At 45.6% G+C, this 21,714-nt stretch carries 19 protein-coding genes, 21 tRNA genes and 4 rRNA genes; 1 reads left to right on the forward strand and 43 read right to left on the reverse strand.

Going from position 1 to position 21,714, the window contains the following annotated elements; genetic code table 11:
* Positions 1 to 112: 112 nt before the first annotated feature.
* From C5Z26_RS03745 to C5Z26_RS03880, 28 genes are all read right to left on the reverse strand, one after another.
* Positions 113 to 186: transfer RNA gene (locus C5Z26_RS03745), tRNA-Asp, on the reverse strand.
* Positions 187 to 188: 2 nt separating this feature from the next.
* A tRNA-Met gene (locus tag C5Z26_RS03750) sits at positions 189 to 262 on the reverse strand.
* 13 nt (positions 263 to 275) lie between these two features.
* A tRNA-Glu gene (locus tag C5Z26_RS03755) sits at positions 276 to 348 on the reverse strand.
* A gap of 20 nt (positions 349 to 368) precedes the next feature.
* Positions 369 to 456, reverse strand: a tRNA-Ser gene (locus tag C5Z26_RS03760).
* A gap of 2 nt (positions 457 to 458) precedes the next feature.
* Positions 459 to 532 (reverse strand) — tRNA-Ile (locus C5Z26_RS03765).
* An 8-nt stretch (positions 533 to 540) separates the two neighbouring features.
* A tRNA-Gly gene (locus C5Z26_RS03770) sits at positions 541 to 611 on the reverse strand.
* Positions 612 to 625: 14 nt separating this feature from the next.
* Positions 626 to 698: transfer RNA gene (locus C5Z26_RS03775), tRNA-Phe, on the reverse strand.
* Between the two features lie 33 nt (positions 699 to 731).
* Positions 732 to 805 (reverse strand) — tRNA-Asp (locus C5Z26_RS03780).
* Between the two features lie 2 nt (positions 806 to 807).
* Positions 808 to 881, reverse strand: a tRNA-Met gene (locus C5Z26_RS03785).
* 8 nt (positions 882 to 889) lie between these two features.
* A tRNA-Ser gene (locus C5Z26_RS03790) sits at positions 890 to 979 on the reverse strand.
* Between the two features lie 43 nt (positions 980 to 1,022).
* Positions 1,023 to 1,096, reverse strand: a tRNA-Ile gene (locus C5Z26_RS03795).
* 15 nt (positions 1,097 to 1,111) lie between these two features.
* Positions 1,112 to 1,185 (reverse strand) — tRNA-Met (locus tag C5Z26_RS03800).
* Between the two features lie 32 nt (positions 1,186 to 1,217).
* A tRNA-Pro gene (locus tag C5Z26_RS03805) sits at positions 1,218 to 1,291 on the reverse strand.
* Positions 1,292 to 1,296: 5 nt separating this feature from the next.
* Positions 1,297 to 1,370 (reverse strand) — tRNA-Arg (locus C5Z26_RS03810).
* 10 nt (positions 1,371 to 1,380) lie between these two features.
* Positions 1,381 to 1,466, reverse strand: a tRNA-Leu gene (locus tag C5Z26_RS03815).
* 14 nt (positions 1,467 to 1,480) lie between these two features.
* Positions 1,481 to 1,552: transfer RNA gene (locus tag C5Z26_RS03820), tRNA-Gly, on the reverse strand.
* Positions 1,553 to 1,568: 16 nt separating this feature from the next.
* Positions 1,569 to 1,641: transfer RNA gene (locus C5Z26_RS03825), tRNA-Thr, on the reverse strand.
* 96 nt (positions 1,642 to 1,737) lie between these two features.
* Positions 1,738 to 1,810 (reverse strand) — tRNA-Lys (locus C5Z26_RS03830).
* A 3-nt stretch (positions 1,811 to 1,813) separates the two neighbouring features.
* Positions 1,814 to 1,886: transfer RNA gene (locus C5Z26_RS03835), tRNA-Val, on the reverse strand.
* A gap of 6 nt (positions 1,887 to 1,892) precedes the next feature.
* Positions 1,893 to 2,009: ribosomal RNA gene (gene rrf, locus C5Z26_RS03840) — 5S ribosomal RNA — on the reverse strand.
* 47 nt (positions 2,010 to 2,056) lie between these two features.
* Positions 2,057 to 2,129 (reverse strand) — tRNA-Lys (locus C5Z26_RS03845).
* Positions 2,130 to 2,132: 3 nt separating this feature from the next.
* A tRNA-Val gene (locus tag C5Z26_RS03850) sits at positions 2,133 to 2,205 on the reverse strand.
* Between the two features lie 6 nt (positions 2,206 to 2,211).
* A 5S ribosomal RNA gene (rrf, locus tag C5Z26_RS03855) occupies positions 2,212 to 2,328 on the reverse strand.
* A 74-nt stretch (positions 2,329 to 2,402) separates the two neighbouring features.
* Positions 2,403 to 5,323, reverse strand: a 23S ribosomal RNA gene (locus C5Z26_RS03860).
* A gap of 206 nt (positions 5,324 to 5,529) precedes the next feature.
* Positions 5,530 to 7,103, reverse strand: a 16S ribosomal RNA gene (locus C5Z26_RS03865).
* Together the 16S, 23S and 5S rRNA genes with 21 tRNA genes alongside form the textbook arrangement of a ribosomal RNA operon.
* Positions 7,104 to 7,465: 362 nt before the next feature.
* Positions 7,466 to 7,846: a hypothetical protein gene (locus C5Z26_RS03870; protein ID WP_105448683.1), complete on the reverse strand. Its 381-nt coding sequence runs from the start codon at positions 7,844 to 7,846 to the stop codon at positions 7,466 to 7,468.
* Entirely contained in the window at positions 7,843 to 8,247 is a 405-nt protein-coding gene (locus C5Z26_RS03875) for a CvfD/Ygs/GSP13 family RNA-binding post-transcriptional regulator (RefSeq protein WP_105448684.1), read from the reverse strand. Before C5Z26_RS03875 ends, C5Z26_RS03870 begins: the two co-directional genes overlap by 4 nt.
* Positions 8,248 to 8,357: 110 nt before the next feature.
* Positions 8,358 to 8,942: a peptidylprolyl isomerase gene (locus C5Z26_RS03880; protein WP_105450125.1), complete on the reverse strand. Its 585-nt coding sequence runs from the start codon at positions 8,940 to 8,942 to the stop codon at positions 8,358 to 8,360.
* A 178-nt stretch (positions 8,943 to 9,120) separates the two neighbouring features.
* Here C5Z26_RS03880 and C5Z26_RS03885 point away from each other — a divergent pair, with 178 nt between their 5' ends.
* On the forward strand, positions 9,121 to 9,777 hold the full coding sequence (locus C5Z26_RS03885) for a VTT domain-containing protein (RefSeq protein WP_105448685.1): 657 nt from the start codon (positions 9,121 to 9,123) through the stop codon (positions 9,775 to 9,777).
* A 54-nt stretch (positions 9,778 to 9,831) separates the two neighbouring features.
* On the opposite strand, the gene C5Z26_RS03890 is transcribed toward C5Z26_RS03885, so the two are convergent.
* From C5Z26_RS03890 to comGA, 15 genes are all read right to left on the reverse strand, one after another.
* A complete protein-coding gene (locus C5Z26_RS03890; RefSeq protein WP_105448686.1) occupies positions 9,832 to 10,473 on the reverse strand; it encodes a TIGR01906 family membrane protein in 642 nt (213 codons plus the stop codon).
* Positions 10,457 to 11,248, reverse strand: coding sequence for a TIGR01457 family HAD-type hydrolase (locus C5Z26_RS03895; RefSeq protein WP_105448687.1), 792 nt, complete (start codon positions 11,246 to 11,248; stop codon positions 10,457 to 10,459). The genes C5Z26_RS03890 and C5Z26_RS03895 overlap by 17 nt, the downstream gene beginning before the upstream one ends.
* Before the next feature lie 15 nt (positions 11,249 to 11,263).
* Positions 11,264 to 11,899: a YutD family protein gene (locus tag C5Z26_RS03900; RefSeq protein ID WP_105448688.1), complete on the reverse strand. Its 636-nt coding sequence runs from the start codon at positions 11,897 to 11,899 to the stop codon at positions 11,264 to 11,266.
* A 16-nt stretch (positions 11,900 to 11,915) separates the two neighbouring features.
* Entirely contained in the window at positions 11,916 to 13,301 is a 1,386-nt protein-coding gene (locus tag C5Z26_RS03905) for a bifunctional metallophosphatase/5'-nucleotidase (protein WP_105448689.1), read from the reverse strand.
* Positions 13,302 to 13,369: 68 nt separating this feature from the next.
* A complete protein-coding gene (locus tag C5Z26_RS03910; protein ID WP_105450126.1) occupies positions 13,370 to 13,978 on the reverse strand; it encodes a metallophosphoesterase in 609 nt (202 codons plus the stop codon).
* A gap of 127 nt (positions 13,979 to 14,105) precedes the next feature.
* Entirely contained in the window at positions 14,106 to 15,488 is a 1,383-nt protein-coding gene (locus C5Z26_RS03915; RefSeq protein WP_105450127.1) for an amino acid permease, read from the reverse strand.
* Positions 15,489 to 15,822: 334 nt separating this feature from the next.
* Positions 15,823 to 17,019, reverse strand: a complete 1,197-nt coding sequence (locus C5Z26_RS03920; RefSeq protein WP_105448690.1) for an acetate/propionate family kinase — start codon at positions 17,017 to 17,019, stop codon at positions 15,823 to 15,825.
* 12 nt (positions 17,020 to 17,031) lie between these two features.
* A complete protein-coding gene (locus tag C5Z26_RS03925; RefSeq protein ID WP_199774977.1) occupies positions 17,032 to 18,081 on the reverse strand; it encodes a class I SAM-dependent methyltransferase in 1,050 nt (349 codons plus the stop codon).
* Positions 18,082 to 18,141: 60 nt separating this feature from the next.
* Positions 18,142 to 18,339, reverse strand: coding sequence for a hypothetical protein (locus C5Z26_RS03930; RefSeq protein WP_105448691.1), 198 nt, complete (start codon positions 18,337 to 18,339; stop codon positions 18,142 to 18,144).
* Complete coding sequence (locus C5Z26_RS03935) at positions 18,336 to 18,770, reverse strand: type II secretion system protein (protein ID WP_105448692.1); 435 nt, start codon at positions 18,768 to 18,770, stop codon at positions 18,336 to 18,338. Before C5Z26_RS03935 ends, C5Z26_RS03930 begins: the two co-directional genes overlap by 4 nt.
* Positions 18,751 to 18,954 (reverse strand): histidine kinase, encoded by a 204-nt coding sequence (locus tag C5Z26_RS03940; RefSeq protein ID WP_105448693.1) that lies wholly within the window; start codon positions 18,952 to 18,954, stop codon positions 18,751 to 18,753. Before C5Z26_RS03940 ends, C5Z26_RS03935 begins: the two co-directional genes overlap by 20 nt.
* Positions 18,944 to 19,396 carry a type II secretion system protein gene (locus C5Z26_RS03945; RefSeq protein WP_105448694.1) on the reverse strand — a complete coding sequence of 151 codons (453 nt, stop codon included), beginning with the start codon at positions 19,394 to 19,396 and terminating at the stop codon, positions 18,944 to 18,946. Before C5Z26_RS03945 ends, C5Z26_RS03940 begins: the two co-directional genes overlap by 11 nt.
* Positions 19,380 to 19,727, reverse strand: a complete 348-nt coding sequence (comGC, locus tag C5Z26_RS03950; RefSeq protein WP_105448695.1) for a competence type IV pilus major pilin ComGC — start codon at positions 19,725 to 19,727, stop codon at positions 19,380 to 19,382. The genes C5Z26_RS03945 and comGC overlap by 17 nt, the downstream gene beginning before the upstream one ends.
* The gene (locus C5Z26_RS03955; RefSeq protein WP_234005723.1) at positions 19,724 to 20,773 is read right to left on the reverse strand and encodes a type II secretion system F family protein; all 1,050 of its coding nucleotides are present in this window, start codon (positions 20,771 to 20,773) and stop codon (positions 19,724 to 19,726) included. Before C5Z26_RS03955 ends, comGC begins: the two co-directional genes overlap by 4 nt.
* Positions 20,709 to 21,686, reverse strand: coding sequence for a competence type IV pilus ATPase ComGA (gene comGA, locus C5Z26_RS03960; protein WP_105448696.1), 978 nt, complete (start codon positions 21,684 to 21,686; stop codon positions 20,709 to 20,711). The genes C5Z26_RS03955 and comGA overlap by 65 nt, the downstream gene beginning before the upstream one ends.
* Between the last annotated feature and the right edge of the window lie 28 nt (positions 21,687 to 21,714).

Below are 21,714 nucleotides of genomic sequence, written 5' to 3' on the forward strand. Positions count from 1 at the left end.
AAAACTTTAGCATCCAAACCAGTGTTACTTTGTGATTTGGATGCTTTTCGTTTGTTATAAGATGCAGACTACAAAAAAACTGATATTCTAGAAGAATATCAGTTCAATAAGACGGTCCGTACGAGACTCGAACTCGTGATCTCCTGCGTGACAGGCAGGCGTCCTAACCAGCTAGACCAACGGACCAATTGCGGGAGCAGGGTTTGAACCTGCGACCTTCGGGTTATGAGCCCGACGAGCTACCAGACTGCTCCATCCCGCGATAATTTGTATAATGACCCCTACGGGATTCGAACCCATGTTACTGCCGTGAAAGGGCAGTGTCTTAAACCACTTGACCAAGGGGTCATGTTTATATATGGAACTAACGGAGAAGGAGGGATTCGAACCCTCGCACCGCTTGCGCGATCTATACCCTTAGCAGGGGCACCTCTTCAGCCACTTGAGTACTTCTCCAATGGGCCTAAATGGACTTGAACCATCGACCTCACGCTTATCAGGCGTGCGCTCTCACCAACTGAGCTATAGGCCCCTAATAAAAGCGGGTAACGAGAATCGGACTCGCGACTACAGCTTGGAAGGCTGTCGTTTTACCACTAAACTATACCCGCATCATTTAATGCTATGGCGCGGGACAGAATCGAACTGCCGACACATGGAGCTTCAATCCATTGCTCTACCGACTGAGCTACCGAGCCATTTTAGCCATAAAAAATATTTACTTAGTGTAACGGTCCGTACGAGACTCGAACTCGTGATCTCCTGCGTGACAGGCAGGCGTCCTAACCAGCTAGACCAACGGACCAATTGCGGGAGCAGGGTTTGAACCTGCGACCTTCGGGTTATGAGCCCGACGAGCTACCAGACTGCTCCATCCCGCGATAATAAAAGGAGGATGAGAGATTCGAACTCTCGCGTGGTTTGACCCACCTGACGGTTTTCAAGACCGTTCCCTTCAGCCAGACTTGGGTAATCCTCCATATAAAGTTGTAACTAGGAACTTGTCCACTATTATTAGTAGATGGACCTTGTAGGACTCGAACCTACGACCGGACGGTTATGAGCCGTCTGCTCTAACCAACTGAGCTAAAGGTCCGAGCACTTATTCCTATCGCGGCAGGGGGGATCGAACCCTCGACCTCCCGGGTATGAACCGGACGCTCTAGCCAGCTGAGCTACACCGCGATTTTGATAAATAATCAATAATGACTATCTAATCGGGAAAACAGGATTCGAACCTGCGACCCCCTGGTCCCAAACCAGGTGCTCTACCAAGCTGAGCTATTTCCCGTTATATGCACCCAGTAGGAGTCGAACCTACAACCTTCTGATTCGTAGTCAGACACTCTATCCAATTGCGCTATGGGTGCTTCATAAAAGTGCCGAGGACCGGGATCGAACCGGTACGGTTATCACTAACCGCAGGATTTTAAGTCCTGTGCGTCTGCCAATTCCGCCACCCCGGCAACACTTATTGAAAAGCGGAAGACGGGATTCGAACCCGCGACCCCCACCATGGCAAGGTGATGTTCTACCACTGAACTACTTCCGCATAATTATTCAGTTAATGCCGACTAGAGGATTCGAACCTCCGACCCCCTGTTTACAAGACAGATGCTCTGCCAACTGAGCTAAGTCGGCATGACTTAACGATTAACCACAACTATAACATCTTATCATGTTAGGTTATGTAAAGCAATGAAAACTTTTTAAAACTTAACTATTGAACCGTGCCAATGAGCCGTGACAGGCTCGAACTGTCGACCCTCTGATTAAAAGTCAGATGCTCTACCAACTGAGCTAACGGCTCAAATGGAGGATACAGGGCTCGAACCTGTGACCCTCTGCTTGTAAGGCAGACGCTCTCCCAACTGAGCTAATCCTCCAAATGTGCATGGCAACGTCCTACCCTCGCAGGGAGCGATCCCCCAACTACTCTCGGCGCTAAGAAGCTTAACTTCTGTGTTCGACATGGGAACAGGTGTATCCTTCCCGCCATCGCTACCACACTATTGGAACTAAATTTTCAAATGTTACATTTAACCTTGCGGTTAAATGAGCCGTGACAGGTTCGAACTGTCGACCCTCTGATTAAAAGTCAGATGCTCTACCGACTGAGCTAACGGCTCAAATGGAGGATACAGGGCTCGAACCTGTGACCCTCTGCTTGTAAGGCAGACGCTCTCCCAACTGAGCTAATCCTCCAAATGTGCATGGCAACGTCCTACCCTCGCAGGGAGCGATCCCCCAACTACTCTCGGCGCTAAGAAGCTTAACTTCTGTGTTCGACATGGGAACAGGTGTATCCTTCTTGCCATCGTCGCCACACTATTGAGAAACTTGTGCTCTCAAAACTAGCTAATATCAAATTGTATTTTTCATCTTACCGGAACACCAATTACTTGGTTAAGTCCTCGACCGATTAGTATTAGTCCGCTTCACACGTCACCGTGCTGCCACTTCTAACCTATCTACCTGATCATCTTTCAGGGATCTTACTTCCATAAAGGAATGGGAAATCTCATCTCGAGGTGTGTTTCACACTTAGATGCTTTCAGCGTTTATCACATCCATACGTAGCTACCCAGCGATGCGCCTGGCGGCACAACTGGTACACCAGAGGTATGTCCATCCCGGTCCTCTCGTACTAAGGACAGATCCTCTCAAATTTCCTACGCCCGCGACGGATAGGGACCGAACTGTCTCACGACGTTCTGAACCCAGCTCGCGTACCGCTTTAATGGGCGAACAGCCCAACCCTTGGGACCGACTACAGCCCCAGGATGCGATGAGCCGACATCGAGGTGCCAAACCTCCCCGTCGATGTGGACTCTTGGGGGAGATAAGCCTGTTATCCCCAGGGTAGCTTTTATCCGTTGAGCGATGGCCCTTCCATACGGTACCACCGGATCACTAAGCCCGACTTTCGTCCCTGCTCGACCTGTCTGTCTCGCAGTCAAGCTCCCTTGTGCCTTTACACTCTGCGAATGATTTCCAACCATTCTGAGGGAACCTTTGGGCGCCTCCGTTACTCTTTAGGAGGCGACCGCCCCAGTCAAACTGCCCACCTGACACTGTCTCCCACCACGCTAAGTGGTGTGGGTTAGAGTGGTCATACAGCGAGGGTAGTATCCCACCAACGCCTCCACCGAAACTAGCGTTCCGGTTTCTATGGCTCCTACCTATCCTGTACAAGCTGTACAAACACTCAATATCAAGCTACAGTAAAGCTCCATGGGGTCTTTCCGTCCTGTCGCGGGTAGTCCGCATCTTCACGGACAATATAATTTCACCGAGTCTCTCGTTGAGACAGTGCCCAGATCGTTACGCCTTTCGTGCGGGTCGGAACTTACCCGACAAGGAATTTCGCTACCTTAGGACCGTTATAGTTACGGCCGCCGTTTACTGGGGCTTCAATTCTGAGCTTCGCCGAAGCTAACCCATCCTTTTAACCTTCCAGCACCGGGCAGGCGTCAGCCCCTATACGTCATCTTACGATTTTGCAGAGACCTGTGTTTTTGATAAACAGTCGCCTGGGCCTATTCACTGCGGCTGATCTTGCGATCAGCACCCCTTCTCCCGAAGTTACGGGGTCATTTTGCCGAGTTCCTTAACGAGAGTTCACTCGCTCACCTTAGGATTCTCTCCTCGACTACCTGTGTTGGTTTGCGGTACGGGTAGTTAAATACTCACTAGAAGCTTTTCTCGGCAGTGTGACATCAGACGCTTCGCTACTAAATTTCGCTCCCCATCACAACTTGTCCTTAAATTGATAAGCATTTGACTCATCAAAAGACTTGTTGCTTGGACATCCTAATCCAACAGGATGCACATCTTAGCCTACTGCGTCCCTCCATCGTTCAAACGCATTTAACTAGTACAGAAATATCAATCTGTTATCCATCGTCTACGCCTCTCGGCCTCGACTTAGGTCCCGACTAACCCTGGGAGGACGAGCCTTCCCCAGGAAACCTTAGTCATTCGGTGGATGGGATTCTCACCCATCTTTCGCTACTCATACCGGCATTCTCACTTCTAAGCGCTCCACAAGTCCTCACGATCTTGCTTCACCGCCCTTAGAACGCTCTCCTATCACGTGACCTAATGGTCACATCCACAGTTTCGGTAGTATACTTAGCCCCGGTACATTTTCGGCGCAGAATCACTCGACTAGTGAGCTATTACGCACTCTTTAAATGGTGGCTGCTTCTGAGCCAACATCCTAGTTGTCTGTGCAACTCCACATCCTTTTCCACTTAGTATACATTTAGGGACCTTAACTGGTGATCTGGGCTGTTCCCCTTTCGACGGTGGATCTTATCACTCATCGTCTGACTCCCGGATATGAATCAATGGCATTCGGAGTTTATCTGAATTCAGTAACCCAAGACGGGCCCCTAGTCCAAATAGTGCTCTACCTCCATGATCCTTCATCCGAGGCTAGCCCTAAAGCTATTTCGGAGAGAACCAGCTATCTCCAAGTTCGTTTGGAATTTCACCGCTATCCACACCTCATCCCAGCAATTTTCAACTTACACGGGTTCGGTCCTCCAGTGCGTTTTACCGCACCTTCAACCTGGACATGGATAGGTCACCTGGTTTCGGGTCTACAACCTCGTACTAAAAACGCCCATTTCAGACTCGCTTTCGCTACGGCTCCGACTTTTAAGTCTTAACCTTGCACGGGATCGTAACTCGCCGGTTCATTCTACAAAAGGCACGCCATCACGCATTAACGCGCTCTGACTTATTGTAGGCACATGGTTTCAGGAACTATTTCACTCCCCTTCCGGGGTGCTTTTCACCTTTCCCTCACGGTACTGGTTCACTATCGGTCACTAGGGAGTATTTAGCCTTGGGAGATGGTCCTCCCGGATTCCGACGGAATTTCACGTGTTCCGCCGTACTCAGGATCCTGAACTGAGAACGTCTAATTTAATCTACTGGGCTATCACCATCTATGGCGGATTTTCCCAAATCCTTCGACTATCAAACGTTTTGGTAACTCAAATGTTCAGTCCTACAACCCCAAAGAGCAAGCTCTCTGGTTTGGGCTGTTCCCCGTTCGCTCGCCGCTACTTAGGGAATCGAAATTTCTTTATATTCCTGCTGCTAATGAGATGTTTCAGTTCACAGCGTTTACCTCCGACTAGACTATGTATTCATCTAGCGGTAACAGTTGATTAAAACTGCTGGGTTGCCCCATTCGGAAATCTCCGGATCATAGCTTACGTACAGCTCCCCGAAGCATATCGGTGTTAGTCCCGTCCTTCATCGGCTCCTAGTGCCAAGGCATTCACCATGCGCCCTTGTTAACTTAACCTCATTTTCCTAACGGAAAATGCGATTAATGAGTTTAGCGATTTAAAACTTCTTTAAAAAACTCAAAAAACGCGGTGTTCTCGGTTTAATTATGAAAAATTATATTTGATATTATCTAGTTTTCAAAGAACAAGTTTGAGAGTTAGACCTCTCAAAACTAAACAAAGTTTCAACAATCATGTGTAAGGTTTCCGTAATATTCCTTAGAAAGGAGGTGATCCAGCCGCAGGTTCTCCTACGGCTACCTTGTTACGACTTCACCCTAATCATCTGTCCCACCTTAGGCGGTTGGCTCCCGAAGGTTACCCCACCGACTTTGGGTGTTACAAACTCTCATGGTGTGACGGGCGGTGTGTACAAGGCCCGGGAACGTATTCACCGCGGCATGCTGATCCGCGATTACTAGCGATTCCGACTTCATGTAGGCGAGTTGCAGCCTACAATCCGAACTGAGAATGGCTTTAAGAGATTAGCTTGCTCTCGCGAGTTCGCAACTCGTTGTACCATCCATTGTAGCACGTGTGTAGCCCAGGTCATAAGGGGCATGATGATTTGACGTCATCCCCACCTTCCTCCGGTTTGTCACCGGCAGTCTCACCAGAGTGCCCAACTTAATGCTGGCAACTGATAATAAGGGTTGCGCTCGTTGCGGGACTTAACCCAACATCTCACGACACGAGCTGACGACAACCATGCACCACCTGTATCCATGTCCCCGAAGGGAACGTCTAATCTCTTAGATTTGCATAGTATGTCAAGACCTGGTAAGGTTCTTCGCGTAGCTTCGAATTAAACCACATGCTCCACCGCTTGTGCGGGCCCCCGTCAATTCCTTTGAGTTTCAGTCTTGCGACCGTACTCCCCAGGCGGAATGCTTAATGCGTTAGCTGCAGCACTGAAGGGCGGAAACCCTCCAACACTTAGCATTCATCGTTTACGGTATGGACTACCAGGGTATCTAATCCTGTTTGCTACCCATACTTTCGAGCCTCAGCGTCAGTTACAGACCAGACAGCCGCCTTCGCCACTGGTGTTCTTCCATATATCTACGCATTTCACCGCTACACATGGAGTTCCACTGTCCTCTTCTGCACTCAAGTTTCCCAGTTTCCGATGCACTTCTTCGGTTGAGCCGAAGGCTTTCACATCAGACTTAAAAAACCGCCTGCGCTCGCTTTACGCCCAATAAATCCGGATAACGCTTGCCACCTACGTATTACCGCGGCTGCTGGCACGTAGTTAGCCGTGGCTTTCTGGTTAAATACCGTCAATACCTGAACAGTTACTCTCAGATATGTTCTTCTTTAACAACAGAGTTTTACGAGCCGAAACCCTTCTTCACTCACGCGGCGTTGCTCCATCAGACTTTCGTCCATTGTGGAAGATTCCCTACTGCTGCCTCCCGTAGGAGTTTGGGCCGTGTCTCAGTCCCAATGTGGCCGATTACCCTCTCAGGTCGGCTACGTATCATTGCCATGGTGAGCCGTTACCCCACCATCTAGCTAATACGCCGCGGGACCATCCAAAAGTGATAGCCGAAGCCATCTTTCAAACTCAGACCATGCGGTCCGAGTTGTTATGCGGTATTAGCATCTGTTTCCAGGTGTTATCCCCCACTTCTGGGCAGGTTTCCCACGTGTTACTCACCAGTTCGCCACTCACTCAAATACTATATCACTCAGGTGCAAGCACCGTCATTCAATAGCCAGAGTTCGTTCGACTTGCATGTATTAGGCACGCCGCCAGCGTTCATCCTGAGCCAGGATCAAACTCTCAAATTAATGATGAGTTCTAAAAAAGCTCATTTAGTACTTGATTTAAAAATTGTTTGTTTACGAATTGACTTCGCAAATGTTTGCTATCAATTCAAGAATTGATAGACCCTACACATTTGATTTGTCGAAACTTTGTTCAGTTTTCAAAGGTCTAATTTGTTGGCTGATTACCTCAACGCAACTATTACATAATATCATCTCATCTTTATCGTGTCAACAACTTTTTTTAAAAGTTGAATATTTATACAACAACGATGATTTTCAATTATACTATCGAAACGTTTTGGACTAGCCGTTTGCTAGCTCTCTCGCAGCGACAAGATATATATTATCAAGAATTAGTATGCAGGTCAACCCCTTATTTGAATTTATTTTGATAATTTTTCAAATGCAGGCGTCGTATCCACCTTAACACTCGTAAATAGGCCATGTAACTGACTTGCAGAAACAAAGTTTAACCCGCTATTAGCAAAGGATTGGCGGACTTCATCATCAACTTGTAGATGATTAAAAACAAATAGTGCAATCTTTTCACCATCAACCTCAGCAGTAACGGAATCATACAGGCGGAGTTGGTCAACATCTACGCCAACCCCATTTCTCAATTCTGATAGCACTGACGCTAAGGGACTTTGACCCGTTAAAACCGTCAGATGATAGAAGCGATACTGATTTTTTTGCTGCTGCACTAAAAAGCTCGTCCCAGTTGTATCCATATTAATAATCGTTGCTGCTACTTGCTTAGTCATGAATGAGCCTCCGTTTTCAAACGATGCAATGAATCTTCAATCCAACCATCTAAATGAGTTGCAATTGGCTGAAAACCATTATGGACATGGCGATTCGTCCAAAAATGTTTATGCCGGAACGTCTTATAAATTTCTAGATCACTAGTCGTCTGGTCTGGTCGCTGTTCAACACAACGTAACGACAAGCTGATTTTCTCCGTGTATTCATCAATGTCTAAAACCACGACGTCCACCGCTTGGCCCACTTCTAAATAATCAGCCACACTTTTAACATAACCTTCATGACATTCGGAAATATGGATTAACCCCTGATGGTCGGCATCTAACGTGACAAATGCCCCATAGGGTTGAATACCCGTGACATGTCCATGGACTTGCATGCCAATTCGATAATCGCTCATTCGTTAGTCCCTCCTTAAATTAATATTCTCATGTATTATAACCTGAATCAATTGGATTTCAAAAAATATATAAAAAGAGCGCCGCCTTAGCGACCCTCTTCTTTAAAGCTTTAGTCCTCAATGGCAATTGTTTCAATAACAACGTCTTTGACTGGCTTATCTTGCATCCCCGTTTCAACAGCGGCAATTTGATCAACAATTGCCATGCCATCGCTAACAGCACCAAAGACAGTATGGTGGAAATCGAGCCATGGTGTCCCACCATTCCCATAAGCCGTGACAACTTCTTCTGGATAATCGGCTGACTTCATTTGATCAGCCATCCCAGCATCTAACTGTGGCTTTTGTACAATGAAGAATTGACTACCGTTAGTATTCGGCCCAGCATTAGCCATCGATAAGGCGCCACGCAGGTTAAATACTTCTGGTGAAAATTCATCTTCGAACTGATTGCCCCATAAACTTTCGCCACCCATGCCAGTTCCCGTTGGGTCACCGCCTTGAATCATAAAGTCTGGAATAATGCGGTGGAAAATAATACCATCATAGTAGCCTTTTTTCGCTAGGCCAACAAAATTCTCAACACTTTTAGGTGCTTGTTCTGGGAAAAGTTGTACCTTAATATCCCCATAGTTAGTCTTAATCGTTGCTTTTGGTCCTTCGACCTTGGATAAATCTAATTGTGGATAAGCCACCAAAATCACCTGTCTTCTCTTTAGAATACTTCGATGATACAAGAGAATCCCAATAAATGCCAGTAAAGTTCGTCTGATTTCTTAACGATTTGTTTGCGATTTGTCGACACGAATAGTATTCATTAACGTTATCTGGTATGCTATATCAGAAATATTTATAACTACTTTGGAGGTACCTATGAGTTTTTTAATTGATTTTGTGCTACATATTGATCAACACTTGATCACAATCGTCAATAGTTTTGGCATCTGGACGTACTTAATTCTGTTTGCCATCATCTTCATTGAAACTGGTGCAGTCATTCTGCCCTTCCTACCTGGTGATTCATTGCTCTTCGCTGCTTGTGCCTTAGCAGCAAATCCCAGCTACGGCCTGCACATCTGGACCTTTGTTGGGTTATTCTTAGTTGCCGCCTTAGCTGGTGACTCGTTGAACTTCTTAATTGGTCACTCCTTAGGTGAAGCGCTGACCAGAACGTCGTGGTTTGGTAAACTCATTAATCAAAAGCAACTGGCTAAATCCGAAAAGTTCTTTGAAAAACATGGTGGGATTACCGTAACTATCGCCCGTTTCATGCCCATCATCCGGACCTTCGTCCCCTTTGTAGCTGCTAGCAGCCGCATGGACTATCGTCAATTCATCCGCTACAACGTCATCGGCTGTATCCTTTGGGTCGCGTTATGTTGTGGTGGGGGTTACTTCTTTGGTAATATCCCGTTCGTCAAAGAACACTTCTCCATAGTGGTCATCGGCATTATCTTAGTTTCCTTAATTCCAGCCGTTTACTCCGCCTTAAAAGCGCGCTTTGGTCAACCAACAGCTAGCGATGATTAATAACTGATTCCACAAAAAAGCACGTCACTCATTCACAGTGACGTGCTTTTTGCTTTAATCTAATGTCTTTAAGGCTTGTTTACCAACTGACAGGCCATATGCAAACGCCCATTCTAAAATGATAATAGCTAATCCAAAACACTGTAAGAAAAATGTATCCGGCAAAACAATGATGATGCGATCCAGCAAAGGATCAAATAACCAATCTGAATTGCGGAATAAGATTTCATGGAAGAAAATAAAGAACTGATCAAAATTAACCGCCATGATTGCTGCAACTATCGGTGGGACCCATAGCGCAGTCTGCATGGGTAAGACTAACCGCCATAGTTGCCGTTGTCGTTTTAACCGGCGCCAAAAATAATAGGTCGTCACACTAGTCACGATAAAAACGACGTAATCTAACAAGAATAGCTTTTTAACATCTGCAAAATGAATCAAGGCGCTGGTTGAATCCGTGAAATCGGTCATTTTTAATGATGTGACCCACGGAAAATTCAGGTAGGCCAACAATTGAAAATAATTCGTCATGAGCCGACCAAGCGACAGATTCACTAAAGCCCCGAGCTGCTGACTCCAAGCGTTGACGTAATATAACCAAGTCGCATTAATCGTTAAGATGATGGTCCCACTGAGCAACCATAAGTACAGTCCTAGCCATTGCAACCAATTTTTTAGCTTATTTAGCCACACCATTGTCTAAGTCCCATTCGTCCAATGAATTCACTTCATTAGTTGGTTTAATCGCTTGTTGCGCCACTAGTTCCGGCGTTGAAACACCCGTATAAACCAATAATGAATCAATATCAAAGTTAATTGCCGCTGAAATATCGGTCATATAGTTGTCCCCAACCATGACACAGTCTTGCTTGGCTAGGCCGATACGATCGACCGCCTTTTGCATAATGATGGTTTCTGGTTTGCCGACATACGTCGCCCGCTGTTGGGTGGCCCGTTCAACCATCGCAATAACTGAACCGGCTCCCGGCACCAAGCCACGTTCATTGGGTAAATTAGTGTCAGCATTCGTGCCAATAAACTTTGCGCCCCGCTTAATCGCTAAGGTCGCTAATTCAAACTTATGGTACGTCACGTCATAGTCCAAACCGACAATGACAAACTTAGGCGTCGTTTCATCAAAATAAAAGCCCTGTGACAACATTGCGCCCTTTAAGCCAAGTTCACCGATGACATACATCGACTTTTCACCAGTTCCTGCTAAATCATTGACATAATCAGCTGTGGCTAAAGCCGCCGTATAGACATTGGCAGGACTCACATGAATATCATGATTATCCGCCAAGTTCGCTGCAACATCCGCCGGTGACTTCGTCGTATTATTAGTCACTAATAAAAAGTCAGTCTCGGTCGCTTGTAATCGTTCAATAAAACGCTTGGCTGCCGGAATCCGTTCTCGCCCTCGATACACTGTGCCATCTAAATCAATTAAATAACCCTTATACTTACCCAATCTAAAAAATCCTCTCTACTTCTGCCGAATGGTAAAATGCCGTTTTCCACTCGTTTGTTTAGTGGTTTGTGCTTGTCGGCCACTGCCAGCATTAACTTTTGCAGGCGTCTGCCGTTTTTCGCTGAACGGCGCTGCTTTTTGCTTCGTCGTAAAGCTCTTACTCTTATGGCGCTGCTTACTCTTACTACTACTGCGATTGCTACGGCCGCGCGACTGGTTAGTCGTACTGCCATTCCCCCGCTTACCGTGGCGGTCATCCTTACGTGGATGGCTCGTCCGTTTTGGCTTAATGACCCGTTCATTTTTCAAAATAAAATAAGCGCAACCGAAGTTACAGTATTCATACAAATAATCCTGAACAGCCCCGATTGTTTGTGACCGCTGAACTTCTTTGGTTTCATCACGGAAAAAGCCTTTTAACCGTAATTGTTCAAAGCCCCAGTCACCCACAATATAATCATATTTATTTAAAATTGGGCTAAACCGCTCGACAAATTTATCGAGATCGAAGCCATCATGATACTCAAAAACAATCTCAAACGGGTGTTTATTGACTTCGACGTGCGTTTTATCCGTTCGCAGTCCCTGATACAGATTTCGCCGTCGTTCGGCTTGTTGTTCAGCAAGTTCATCAATATGATCGCGATTCAAAGCGACACCACCTTTCTTATGATAACGGCCATTGGGTGCGTAAATAATCGCCGACAACCGTTCTAAATAATGCTTTAAATAAAATTTCCGTCTGACCATCAATCGTTAAGGTCGGGAAAAACGGGATGAATAAATGATGGTCCAATAAAGCAATTTGATAATTTTTAGTGAAATCAACAGCCTGGCCAGCCACTAATAACTGCTGCTTTTGTGGCAACCATTGGAGGCCCTGATATTGAATATAACCGAAAACTTGACCGCGAAATCCCATGCCGTGAATCTGATACTTATTCAAAAATGGCCGGGCAATTTCCATTTCGTAAACCAAGCGCCATAACGCTTGGCCCGATAATGTCACGCGAATCACATGCATGGCATGCGGTAACATCGTGTGCAAATCATTCAGATTTACTGGTCCAGCCGGCAAATCACGCATGAACAGGCCACCATTTAGCATCCCTAACTCAGTTCCGGCATAACTCGTAATCGCCGCTAAACCAAGCTTGGTTAACTCACTTTTATGATGCCAATGTGGGCGTAGCTGTTGCGGCGACACGGCGACAACTTGTTGCGCTAATAGTGTTTCGCCTTGTGCTTGCCACTCGTTAATTTCACCCGCATCCGTTGCTGCTACCGGTAACGTTTTGGTTGCGACCGTCTGCGCCTGACTAGCGACAACTTGGTGGTGACCATCTAACGTGAGGTTAATCTGACCAACATATTCCCCATATTTACCAGCGGCAGCAACTAAGACGCCGTGATCATTTTCGCCATTGACTAGCAAATGATGCGTATGACTCCCGATAATCACATCAATAGACGGATAGTGCTTGGCTAACCAACGATCCACATTAATACCTAAATGTGACATCACCACTAACACATCATATTGACCGGCATAGGTTTGCAATAATTGTGGCAACCGTTCCTTAACGCTCGTCGGGGTCCATCCATTGAGCGGATACGTTAAAATAAACGGCGCCGTAAAGGCCAATAACATGATGCGGGTCCCGGCAGGCGTCGTGATGAACTTAACCGGTTGGGCCCAGGCTGGTAGCGCACCAGTTTGGGTAGCCGTGATATTATCTAAAACCACCTCAAAGTTAGCCGCCGCATATAACTGATCTAACTCTTGATGGGTCAAACCAAGACCTTCATTATTGCCAATTGTGACTGCATCATACCCAATTTGATTCAATAACTGAACATTCGCTTGTCCACGAGTCGCTTCTGACAATGGGTGCGCCCGATCGACTGCATCACCTAAGTCTAAGGTAACGACTGTCGTTCCCGCTGCCCGTTGAAACGCCTGTTGCGCTAATAAGTATCGGCGAATCCGTGGCCAATTTTCAAAGTGTGAATGCAAGTCATTCGTATGCAAAATGGTTACTTGTTCACTCATCATCGTCGCCTCTCAATAATTATCTTTGTTAATCCTAAAGCATTCCATGAAACCGGTCAAGCACCCAACTAATGCCGCTTAGCAAAATCAGCAGCTTTGCCAACGACCATTTGTTCAATTTCTGCTAACGATAACGGCGCCCCAAAGGGGACTGAATGGTCTAGATAGGCCACTTCCGGCGTATCAACACCCACGTTTAAATTCTCTTTAACGTTAACGGCATAATGATGAATATGCCCATGCAGATTAATAATCTGATTAACAATGCCTAACATCATTGGATAGTGTGTCATGTAATACTGTCGGTGATCGTACTTAATTAAGACACCCACATCATGGAACTCAAACTTGGGTTGCCCATTTAACTGCGGATCATGCGCCGCCAAATACTTAAAAAAGTCGCGTGAATCATGATTGCCCTTAATAAAGATAATCTTACCATGTAACTGGCTTAAAATCGCCAAGACCCGTTCGTAAGATAGCTTAGCCGGACGGGTAAAGTATAAGGCGACATCACCCAAATGATAAACCGTATCTTGATCGGTCACGCGCGCATTCCAATGCGTGATGATGGCTTGATTCATTGTCGCGACATCTGGAAATAGCCGCGGTGCAAAATCATTTTGACCTAACAAATCAGCATGATAAAAATGCGTATCCGAAGTAAAATATTGCATACTAGTCCCTCGTTTTTCATTAATTGACGTTAACTTTAATTGTACCGCTTCCCCCGCCAAAACACACTGTCCCACGTTTCAGTGCGCAAAAAAAGCGTTTGGCTTTTATCCCAAACACTCAATTTCATTATTTAGTAGTTGCGAGCCGGTCCTGAACTACTTTGATAACATATAGTAAGACCAACCAAATCAAAGATGCAATAAGCGCAATTAACGTTTCTGTCTTCAAACAAAGCACCACCGCAATAAAAGCTAAGAAAATCAGAATGAAGTAATCTGAATACGGTGCTAACGGCATTTTAAACCGCTTTTTAGGTTGACGACCGGCTTGCTTGCGATAAGCCAAATGGGCGAGCACAATTGCTCCCCAAATGAAAATAAAGCACGTCGTTGAAATACTGGCGATTAGTGAGAAGACCTTCCCCGGCATAAACAGGTTCAATAAGACAGCAAGACCAATGACCAACGTTGAAAACCGTAAGGCATGGGTTGGTACCTGGCGCGTTGATAAGCGCCCCATTTTTTTAGCAAACTTACCTTGACCGCCATAAGTTAATGAAAATAACATGCGGCCCGTGCTGAATAGCGCACTGTTACACGAGGAAGCTGCGGCCGTTAACACCACAAAGTTAATAATTGCGGCTGCAGCCGTAATGCCAAGGTTCGTAAAGACTTGCACAAATGGACTATGCGCCGCTGAAAAGTAACGCCATGGGTACATACACATTAGGAAGAACAACGACCCCACGTAAAATAAAATGATTCGTAGCGGAATATTATCAATGGCCTTCGGAATAACCGTTTTAGGATCTTCCGTTTCTGAGGCGGTCATCCCCACCATTTCAATCCCAATAAAACTAAAAAGGACCATTTGAAATGAGAGAATCAACCCTTTGAGTCCATGCGGCATAAAACCACCATAATTCACTAAATTACCTAAACTAGCATGACCAACGGGCGTTTTTACCCGAAAAACAACCATCCCAATCCCAACTGCAATCAACGCTACAATCGCCGCAATTTTAATAATTGCGAACCAAAATTCGGTTTCCCCAAAAGCCGAAACATTGACCGAGTTCAAACCTAGTAACAAAATCAGGATGACAAACCCTGGAATCCATTGTGGTAACTGGGGAAACCAGAACTGCATATATTCACCGACAGCGGTAATTTCAGCCATCGCAATTGTGACCCAGCAAACCCAATAGGTCCAGCCAGCCACAAATCCAGTCCGATCACCCAGATATTGCTTAATAAAATCAATGTAGGAATGGGTATTTAAATCGGACAGTAGTAACTCACCTAAAGCCCGCATTAATAAGAAACACACCAGTCCCGTCACTAAATACGCAATTAAAATCGACGGGCCAGCTAAGTGGATGGACTGACCAGCACCTAAGAACAGGCCGGTCCCAATCGTGCCACCAATCGCAATTAACTGCACATGGCGGCTTTTTAACCCACGAGAAAGTTGTGTTTTCTCGGCAGGCTGTTGATTTTCTTTCATAATATCAGCACTCCCCTTAGAATTCATTATACGGGTCATCAGAACCGCATTCAAAAGGGCGCGCTCTAGTTTTTAGCAATATTGGTATAGGCCATTGGTGGTAGTTGGCGCCAATGCAAGTCGTCACGGGGCCGCTTGCGTTCGACCATTTCAGCATTAGCTATGAATTATCATTGTGTCAACTAACTAACCAATTAGCATGAACAACATGAAATCAAAGCACATTAAGATGAATAAGTTTCAATTGAATACCACCTGGCCTTAAAATGCACCTATGAAAAAACGCTGTAAAACCAAATTGGCTTTACAACGTTAACTCTAAATCACTTGTTATCAACTAACCTTCCGGATGACCGACACGTTCAACATCACGCGCAATCATTAATTCTTCATCAGTTGGAATTAACACCACTCGTACCTGAGCATCATCAGCGCTCAAGTCTCGTTCAACCCCACTAACCTGATTCTTAGTAGGATCAAGTTTAACGCCAAAATAGCTTAACTTATCAGCAATTCGTTGGCGCATCCGGGCATCCCGTTCGCCGATACCGGCTGTGATTACAATCGCATCAACGCCTTGTAGTTCGGCAATATAACTACCGATATACTTCACAATACGATTAACAAAGATATCAATGGCTAATTGGGCCATCGGATCATGGTCGCACCGTTCTTCTAATTCCTTCATATCGGCAGAACCCGCCAGCCCTAACAATCCTGACTGGGTATTCAAAATTTTCAACATCTCATCAGGATCAGTTAACTTGAGCTTTTTCATCAAATAAACCATCAATGATGGATCCAAGTCACCAGAACGGGTCGCCATCGTAATCCCCGCCAGTGGTGTAAAGCCCATTGACGTATCAATACTTTTGCCATTCTGAATTGCAGTGATAGAACTTCCCGCCCCCAAATGGACCGTGATTAGCTTTAAGGCAGTCAACGGTCGCTGCAGTAAGTGGGCCGCTCGCTCAGCCACGTAACGATGACTCGTCCCATGTGCCCCAAATTTACGAGCGCCGAATTTTTCATAGTAGTCATAAGGTAGTGAATATAAATAATTTACGGCCGGCATACTCGTATGAAATGACGTGTCAAAAACAGCGACAGCTGGCACATTGGGTAATACCCGCTTAAAGGCTCGAATACCAACCGCATTGGCCGGATTATGCAGCGGGGCATATTCAGCCAAATCCTCAATCTGCTGCAAAACTTTAGCTGTAATAACGACCGAATCTTTAAAAATTTCACCGCCCGCAACGACTCGATGGCCCACGCCGGTGATTTCATCGTAGTTTTCAATAATGTGTAACTTAATGAGCTCATCTAAGATGATATTAACAGCGGTCAGATGGTTCGGGACCGTCTCAGTCTCGCGATATTTATGATCTAAGCCATACCGAATATGCACTGGTGACTGTTCGAAACCAATCCGTTCAATCGCCCCACTCGCAATCACCCGTTCTTGAGGCATTTCAAATAGTTTAAACTTTAACGTTGAACTACCAGCATTAATTGCAATCGTTTTCCCCATGCCGATTCACTCCTAGCGAATAATATTTTGACCAACCCAAGTATCAATTTGCGCAGTAAACGCTTCAAAAGCCGCTTTATCTTCAAAGGATGGAAATTCTCCCAATAAGACTTTACCAGCCTGCTGCGCTTGACCCCCTCGTTTTTGTAAGACGACCATTGATTTACGTGACTTTTCATCCAAAAACAAATTAGCCGGTAAATTCAATAAGCCTTGCAAATAAGCCGCTGAACTCATCCATTTCAATAGGCCTTGGGCTTCTTGGGATTGGAAAATAGTTGTTGGCACTAAGAAAACACCCCAACCGCCTGGCAATAATTGCGACATGGCTTGTTCCATCAACAAATGATGGGTATATGAATGCCCATTAGTTGCTTTCGTTTCGAAACCTTGAACCCGCTCGTCCAATGGATAATAACCGACTGGTAAGTCACCAATCGCCACATTAGTCTTAGGCATCACTAAAGGATCGATCCCATCTTGATGGAATAACTCAACTTGTGACTGTTGTAATTCCATGCTCATCGCGGCAATTGCCAACTGGTTATCGTCGTTATCAACCCCATAACCTTGAATAGGCGTTGACCGCGTTGGCTGTAGCTGATTAATCACCGTTGTCAACAAGTTACCGGTGCCGACTGCGATATCTAAAATGGCTAATTGCTCATCCACGCCAACTAACTTGGCAATTAAATAGGCGGTTAATAACCCAATCGAATCTGGGGTCATTTGATGGTTTGGATCTACCCGGTCATTATGAATCGCTTTTAATAATGCGAGTTGTAATGCCCGGCGAATCGTCTCCGCATCATATTGGCTTAACGTTACTGTCTGATAGAGTTGTTCCAAAGACGTCACTTGTGCAGCGTCAGGCTTTCCATCTTCGACATGGACTGATTGACTTAATAAATTATCACCCGTTTCAATCAACGCATCGACATAAGAGACGGATAGCTGTTGCATTAAAATCGTCACTGATTGATCTAAGACCTTAAAAAGCGTCTCAGTTGCTGTTTGTGCCAGAATACTCACCTCTCCAAAAAAACTTAAATACTCACTCATCTTACCGATTTTATGGGTCGAGTTCAAGCTGGAGCTTTGACGACACGCTAAAAACAGGCGTTAATTGGCAGCAACTGGGTTTGACGTTTTAGTGGTCGGACTCGGTTTTAGCGGCGCCGGCTCACGATACGCCTTGAGCATAAACCGATAGAGCGTTTGCCGCTGCACGTAACTGTTATATCGATGACTTTCAAAGGCCCCAAAAATCAGTAAAAAGCTCATGACTGATAATAGAATCGTGCCACGTCGTTTCTTCACGCTGGCACCTTCTTAGGTAATAGCAGCCGGGCCTTAAAAGTCTGCCCGCGGTCAGTTACAATCGTCATTTGCTGGTCAGCAGTGACGGCGTACTTTTTGACGTGTGCCATTAAATAAATAAAACCACTATTTGAATGAAGATCGATTAATTTGATTTGGCGGCCATCAAACGTTAATAGATATGTTTTCTGGTCTACAAACAATTCAACCGTGCCACCTGGCGAAATCCGACCAACTTTAAAATGATGGGCCGGGTTTTCTAATTCGTGTAACATCAGGTACCATTCAATCGCAGGCATGGTTTTCTGCCTGCGACTCATTAAATCACGCTGGCCTTGAAATAAGAATTGACCCACAATTAATAACACACTTAGCGCTAACACGACTTCTATCAAGGTAAAGCCCGCCCGCCTATGCATCCGCGATCGCATTCAATTGTGGTAATCGTTGCTGTTCATACTGATAACGCGCTTGTTCAATCTGTCGAATCATCGCTTGATCACGTTGCTGCATCATGACTTCTAAACCACCCCAAAAGCTGACTGCTAGCGTTAACAGGCTCAATGCCACTAGCGTTTCAGCCATCACAAAACCCGATCGTCGTTTAAGTAACATAGGCAATTCGATACGCTCCCCATCCCATAATTGACGTTAGTTTGATGCGCACATTTGGTCGTAAACTTGACTGCAAATAAACCGTCAATAAATTTGCATGACCATTTTTATTAATATTAATGAATTGCACAACACCCGCATGAAAAAGAGTTGCCGGCATTTTTACATCGGTCTGAGAAAGCGTCGTCGGTTCACCTGGAATCCACCGATTAAAGCGAATGAAATTACCATGAATTTCAACCTGTTGGCGGTGGCTATAGGCGCTTGCCAAAAAAACTTGTTCTTGCCATAACGTTTGAAATTGTTCCCAAAAAAGTTTTTCATGTCCCCGCTGCTGCGATAGACTAGGCGAACGATAAGCACCAATGAGTAACATCGTCCCCAGCAAGACTAAGACCACGGTCGTTTCAATTAGCGTAAAACCTTTAAGTGGTTTTCGCATTTTTATTTTCTGGCCGGACCGGATCGATTTTTTGGTCTAACGCTTGCTTGGCCTGTTGTGAATTCAAGTATTTAGCGGTCTGAAGCTCTTGGATGTTGACGGTCGTAATATCTTTATTCATGTCATTGGCATACATTTCGGCTTGATTTTGTACGACTTCAGTCAACGCTTTATTTTGGCGATCCCCGGCCGTCTTACGTTGGGCATTTAAATTTGGCACTACGATTAGCATCAGTAAGGCAATAATCGACAAAACAATCACCATTTCGATTAATGTGAATCCTCGGTGTGGTGCGCTGACTTTATGCCAGAATTGCTTAACAGTTTTCATTTTAAAATATCCCCCATTGAATTATACATTGGTAATAACAAGTTCAAGTAAGTGCCCACGATCACCACCGCAATTATCATAAACATCAGCGGTTGAATCCAGCTAATTAACCGATTTAAATCACGAATCAAGCGGTCATATTGGACGGTGGCGAAATAGAGTAGTTCTTGGCTCAATTGTTCAGTTGGACTTTCTTTACTGACTAATAACGCTAATTCATTCGGTAATAACCGATCGGCCTTAATGATGGCCGGTAGTGCTTGCCCGGCTAATAGTGCTTGTTCAACAAAAGTCCCCTGTTGCTGTAATAAAGATTGGGCTTTAAAATGCGCACTGACCTCACAGATTGCCCGTAACCCCAGGCCGCCCGATAACAACATGCCAGCATTTAAGGTTAAATAATACCCACAATACGTTTTAATCAAGGGCCCAATTAACGGCCATGGGGCTAACCAGCGAAATCGGTCACGGACTGGCAGGCGTCTTAAGTGTGCGCCAACAATGCCTAGGCTCAATAAACTTAGCGTGCCAAAACTTCCCAGCAATAATTGCCAAGTCCGCGCTTGGGCTGGCGCTGTGGCGACCTGACTAAAATTCGGTAAAATAGCGGTCTTCACCAGCACTAAGGTCCCGATGAGTAGTAACAATAACACCAATGGATATTGTAACAAACGCTTGATTTGCTGCTGTTGCAGCGCTTTGGTTCGCATCAAATGGCCGGCCTGTACCAAGGTTGGGGTTAAATCACCATGTTGTTCAGCAATCAACAGTTGATAATATAGGTCAATGCCAATATAAGCTTGCAAAGCGGTTGCTAAGTTATCGCCGGCCTGTAATCGCGCAATGACCGGGGTAAGGCGTTTAAACTTCTGGCCATGAATATCGACAATAAAGCGCATGGCGTCACGTAATGAAAAACCATTACTAATCAGATCAGCCAAAGTTGCAAATAAAATAGCTTGTACCCGGATACTCAAGCGCTTATTCGGCTTGGAGCCGTTGGGCCAATGCCGCACTAATCCGGCCCATGGCTTGTTGTTCTTCAATTAATTGCCCCCATCTTGCCGTCATCATCGTCGTGGCCTGTGCAGTGACTTGTGTCGGTGTCGTCACAATATCAAATAACGCCGCTTGTGACCCATCGGTCGTGGCGACTAATCGTTGATAGGTCGCTGCCACCAAGGCTTGTTGCAATGTCGCCGGTGCAATCCCCAATTGTTGCAACCGGGGACCAATTCCAAACACGCCCCGAGCATGAATCGTACTCAACACCAAATGCCCACTTAAGGCTGCCTGAATCGCCACTTGGGCCGTCTTTTCATCCCGGATTTCACCAATAATAAAGACCTCCGGATGGTGGCGCAACCCGACTTTTAATAAATCGGCATAAGTCATCTGGGCTGCGTCATTAACTTGTAGCTGTAGAAATTTAGGTTCATAAATTTCAACGGGATCTTCAATCGTCATGACCACCTGGGGACGTTCAACCTGGCGAACTAAATCATACATTGTTGAGGTCTTACCCGATCCCATCGGCCCTGAAAACAGAACTAAACCGGTGCGTTGCATCAACGCTTGTAACTGAGTCCGTTGACTCGGAATCAAATACTGTAAAGGTGTCTCGCTGGCCTGATAAAGTAACCGCATCACTAATGATTCACGCCCGAGGAAGTCGCCCACGGTTGAAATCCGTAAGTTCAAAACGGTCGTCGCTAGCGGAAACGTCATCGCCCCTAATTGAGGCCGCCGATGATCACTGATAGCCATGTTACTTTGGTACTTAATATGATTAATGACTTGTTGGGCCGTTGCTAAGTCCAAGGTCATTAACGGTTGCAATTGTCCCGCTGCTTGCAGTAAAACTTGATAGTCAGTCGTCGCCGGTAGCCAATAAATATCACTAGCCTGTTGGGCGACGGCTGCCTGAATAATGGTCATTAATTGGGTCTCAACGGACATCGCTTCACGCTCCTTTCATCCTTCAACT

The sequence above is a fragment of the Lactobacillus sp. CBA3606 genome, from assembly GCF_002970935.1.
Classification (GTDB): Bacteria; Bacillota; Bacilli; order Lactobacillales; family Lactobacillaceae; genus Lactiplantibacillus.

Coding starts and splice junctions, on each gene's coding strand:
- C5Z26_RS03870 (WP_105448683.1), bottom strand. CDS start 7,846: ATGACTAAGCAAGTAGCAGCAACGATTATTAATATGGATACAACTGGG.
- C5Z26_RS03875 (WP_105448684.1), bottom strand. CDS start 8,247: ATGAGCGATTATCGAATTGGCATGCAAGTCCATGGACATGTCACGGGT.
- C5Z26_RS03885 (WP_105448685.1), top strand. CDS start 9,121: ATGAGTTTTTTAATTGATTTTGTGCTACATATTGATCAACACTTGATC.
- C5Z26_RS03890 (WP_105448686.1), bottom strand. CDS start 10,473: ATGGTGTGGCTAAATAAGCTAAAAAATTGGTTGCAATGGCTAGGACTG.
- C5Z26_RS03905 (WP_105448689.1), bottom strand. CDS start 13,301: ATGAGTGAACAAGTAACCATTTTGCATACGAATGACTTGCATTCACAC.
- C5Z26_RS03910 (WP_105450126.1), bottom strand. CDS start 13,978: ATGCAATATTTTACTTCGGATACGCATTTTTATCATGCTGATTTGTTA.
- C5Z26_RS03920 (WP_105448690.1), bottom strand. CDS start 17,019: ATGGGGAAAACGATTGCAATTAATGCTGGTAGTTCAACGTTAAAGTTT.
- C5Z26_RS03925 (WP_199774977.1), bottom strand. CDS start 18,081: ATGAGTGAGTATTTAAGTTTTTTTGGAGAGGTGAGTATTCTGGCACAA.
- C5Z26_RS03935 (WP_105448692.1), bottom strand. CDS start 18,770: ATGCGATCGCGGATGCATAGGCGGGCGGGCTTTACCTTGATAGAAGTC.
- C5Z26_RS03940 (WP_105448693.1), bottom strand. CDS start 18,954: ATGTTACTTAAACGACGATCGGGTTTTGTGATGGCTGAAACGCTAGTG.
- C5Z26_RS03945 (WP_105448694.1), bottom strand. CDS start 19,396: ATGCGAAAACCACTTAAAGGTTTTACGCTAATTGAAACGACCGTGGTC.
- comGC (WP_105448695.1), bottom strand. CDS start 19,727: ATGAAAACTGTTAAGCAATTCTGGCATAAAGTCAGCGCACCACACCGA.
- comGA (WP_105448696.1), bottom strand. CDS start 21,686: ATGTCCGTTGAGACCCAATTAATGACCATTATTCAGGCAGCCGTCGCC.